The following is a 2,647-nucleotide window of genomic DNA, read 5'->3' as shown; positions in this document are numbered from 1 at the left end:
GCGACGGATCAGGCGAAGAAGCGGTTGGCCGGGCGCGGCAGGCCGAGATGGTCGCGCAGCGTCGTCCCCTCGTAGTCCCGGCGGAACAGGCCGCGCCGCTGCAGCTCCGGCACCAGCCGGTCGACGACATCGTCGAGTCCTTCGGGCAGGAACGGGAACATCACGTTGAAGCCGTCGCAGGCGCGGGTCTCCAGCCATTCCTCCATCCGGTCGGCGACCTGGGCGGCCGTGCCGATCATCTGGAGCCCGCCATAGCCGCCGACCTTGCGGGCGAGCGCCCGCACCGTCGCGCCGGTGCGGCGGGCGTAGTCGACGATCTGCGCCTGTCCGCTCCTGCTCGCGTTCGTCTCGGGGATCTCGGGCAGCGGCGCGTCGAGGGGAAAGCCCGAGGCGTCGACGCCGAGGCGCACGGAAAGATTGGCCAGACCGCTGTCGGGATGGACGAGATCGTCGAGGCGCGCCTTCTTGGCCCGGGCCTCGTCCTCGGTCTCGCCCAGGACCACGAAGGCGCCGGGCAGGATCTTGAGGTGGTCCGGATCGCGGCCCACCGCCGGCATGCGGCCCTTCACGTCGGCGTAGAAGGCTCGGGCCGCCTCCAGGGTGGAGGCCGAGCCGAAGACCATCTCGGCGGTCTCGGCCGCGATCTGGCGCCCCGCCTCGGAGGCGCCCGCCTGCACGATGACCGGCCAGCCCTGGACGGGGCGCGCGACGTTGAGCGGCCCCTTCACCTTCAGGTGCTCACCCCGGTGATCGAGGACGTGCATCCGGGCCGGGTCGAAGAACAGCCCGCTCTCCGGGTCCATCAGGAAGGCGTCGTCGGCCCAGGAATCCCACAGGCCGGTCACCACGTCGAAGAACTCGCGGGCCCGGGCGTAGCGGGTGGCGTGGTCGACATGCGCGTCGCGGCCGAAGTTCAGCGCCTCGTCCGGGTTGCCCGAGGTGACGAGGTTCCAGCCGGCCCGGCCGTTCGAGATGTGGTCGAGGGAGGCGAACTTGCGGGCCACATGGTAGGGCTCGTTGTAGGTGGTGGAGGCCGTGGCGATCAGGCCGATGCGCTCGGTCAGCACCGCGAGCGCCGGCAGCAGGGTCAGGGGATCGAACGAGGTCACGGTGGCCGAGCGGCGCAGGGCCGCCACGGGCATGTTCATCACCGCGAGGTGGTCGGCCATGAAGAAGGCGTCGAACTTGCCCGCTTCCAGCCGCTGCGCGAAATGCGCCAGGTGCTTGAGGCTGAAGTTCGCGTCCGGATAGCCGCCGGGATAGCGCCACCAGGCGGTGTGGATGCCGGCCGGGCGCATGAAGGCCCCGAGATGCAGGCGGCGGTTCCGGCTCATGGTCGCTCCTCGGTCGCGTGCGTCGCTCGTCAGCGCGCGGAGATCGGGGCCGCCGCCCCGCGCCCGAAGCCGGGCGGCGGCCGCGTGCCGAGATGGGCGCGCAGGGTCGTCCCCTCGTATTCGTGCCGGAACAACCCGCGCCGGCGCAGTTCCGGCAGCACCAGCTCGATGAAGTCGTCGAGGCCGCCGGGCAGCGTCGCCGGCATGATGTTGAAGCCGTCCGCCCCGTGGGCGCGGAAGCGCTCCTCCATCTCGTCGGCGATCTGCGCCGGTGTCCCGACGATCTGCGAATGGCCGCGCGCGCCCGCGATCCGCAGGTAGAGCTGGCGCAGGGTCAGGCCCTCGCGACGGGCCAGCTCGAACATCAGCTGCTGCCGGGACTTCGCGCCCTCGGCCTCCGGCAGTTCCGGCACCGGGCCATCGGGATCGAAGCCGGACAGATCGAAGCTGCCGACCATGCGCTCCAGGAGGGCGAGGCCGACGACCGGATCGATCAGGTCCTGGAGCGCCTCGAACTTGGCCCGGGCCTCGGCCTCGCTGCGGCCCACCACGGGAAACAGGCCCGGCATCACCTTGAGGTCGTCCGCGATGCGCCCGAAGCGCGGCAGGCGTGCCTTGAGATCGCCGTAGAACGCCACCGCCTCGGCCAGGGTCTGGTTGGCGGTGAAGACGATCTCGGCCGTGCGGGCCGCGAGATCCTTGCCGGGGCCGGACGAGCCGGCCTGCACCAGGACCGGCTGGCCCTGCGGCGTCCGTGAGATGTTGAGCGGTCCGCGCACCTCGAAATGGGTCCCGCGGTGATTCAGCGGGCGGAACCCGTCCGGCTTCGAGAACTGGCCGCTCTCCCGATCGATGACGACGGCCCCGTCGTCCCAGCTGTTCCACAGGCCCAGGACGACGTCGGCGAATTCCTCGGCCCGCTCGTAGCGGTCGGTGTGCCGGGCGATCCGGTCGTTGCCGAAATTGGCGGCCTCCGCGTCCGTGGTCGAGGTCACGAGGTTCCAGCCGGCCCGGCCGCCGCTGAGGTGATCGAGCGAGGCGAAGCGGCGCGCCACGTTGTAGGGTTCGTTGAAGCTGGTGGAGGTGGTGGCCACCAGCCCGATCCGGCTGGTGACGGCCGCCAGCGCCGAGAGCAGCGTGACCGGCTCGAAATGGGCGGAGCGCGCCGTGCGCTCGCTGGAGCGCAGGTTGGTGTCGCGGATGCCCGTGCCGTCCTCCAGGAAGACGAGGTCGAACTTCGCGGCCTCCGCCCGCTGCGCCCAGCCGACGTAACGGGCGAGGTTGAGCCCGCCATCGGCCTCGCTGGAGGGATG

General features: G+C 71.4%; 2 protein-coding genes. Both read right to left on the bottom strand.

The genetic code is table 11. The features are described from left to right. Window positions 1-8: 8 nt before the first annotated feature. On the bottom strand, window positions 9-1,334 hold the full coding sequence (locus AC3WLN_RS23910; protein WP_492485455.1) for an LLM class flavin-dependent oxidoreductase: 1,326 nt from the start codon (window positions 1,332-1,334) through the stop codon (window positions 9-11). A gap of 29 nt (window positions 1,335-1,363) precedes the next feature. After that, window positions 1,364-2,647 (bottom strand): LLM class flavin-dependent oxidoreductase (locus AC3WLN_RS23905; RefSeq protein WP_492485453.1); only part of this gene is annotated, 1,284 nt, incomplete at its 5' end.

This window comes from Methylobacterium sp. FW306-05-D (assembly GCF_058782155.1).
Note: the sequence above shows the minus strand (reverse complement) of the source record. Positions and strands in the feature narration are given on the sequence as shown.

Excerpts from the sequence above, each read along its gene's own strand:
- AC3WLN_RS23910 (WP_492485455.1), bottom strand. The coding sequence starts at position 1,334 with ATGAGCCGGAACCGCCGCCTGCATCTCGGGGCCTTCATGCGCCCGGCC.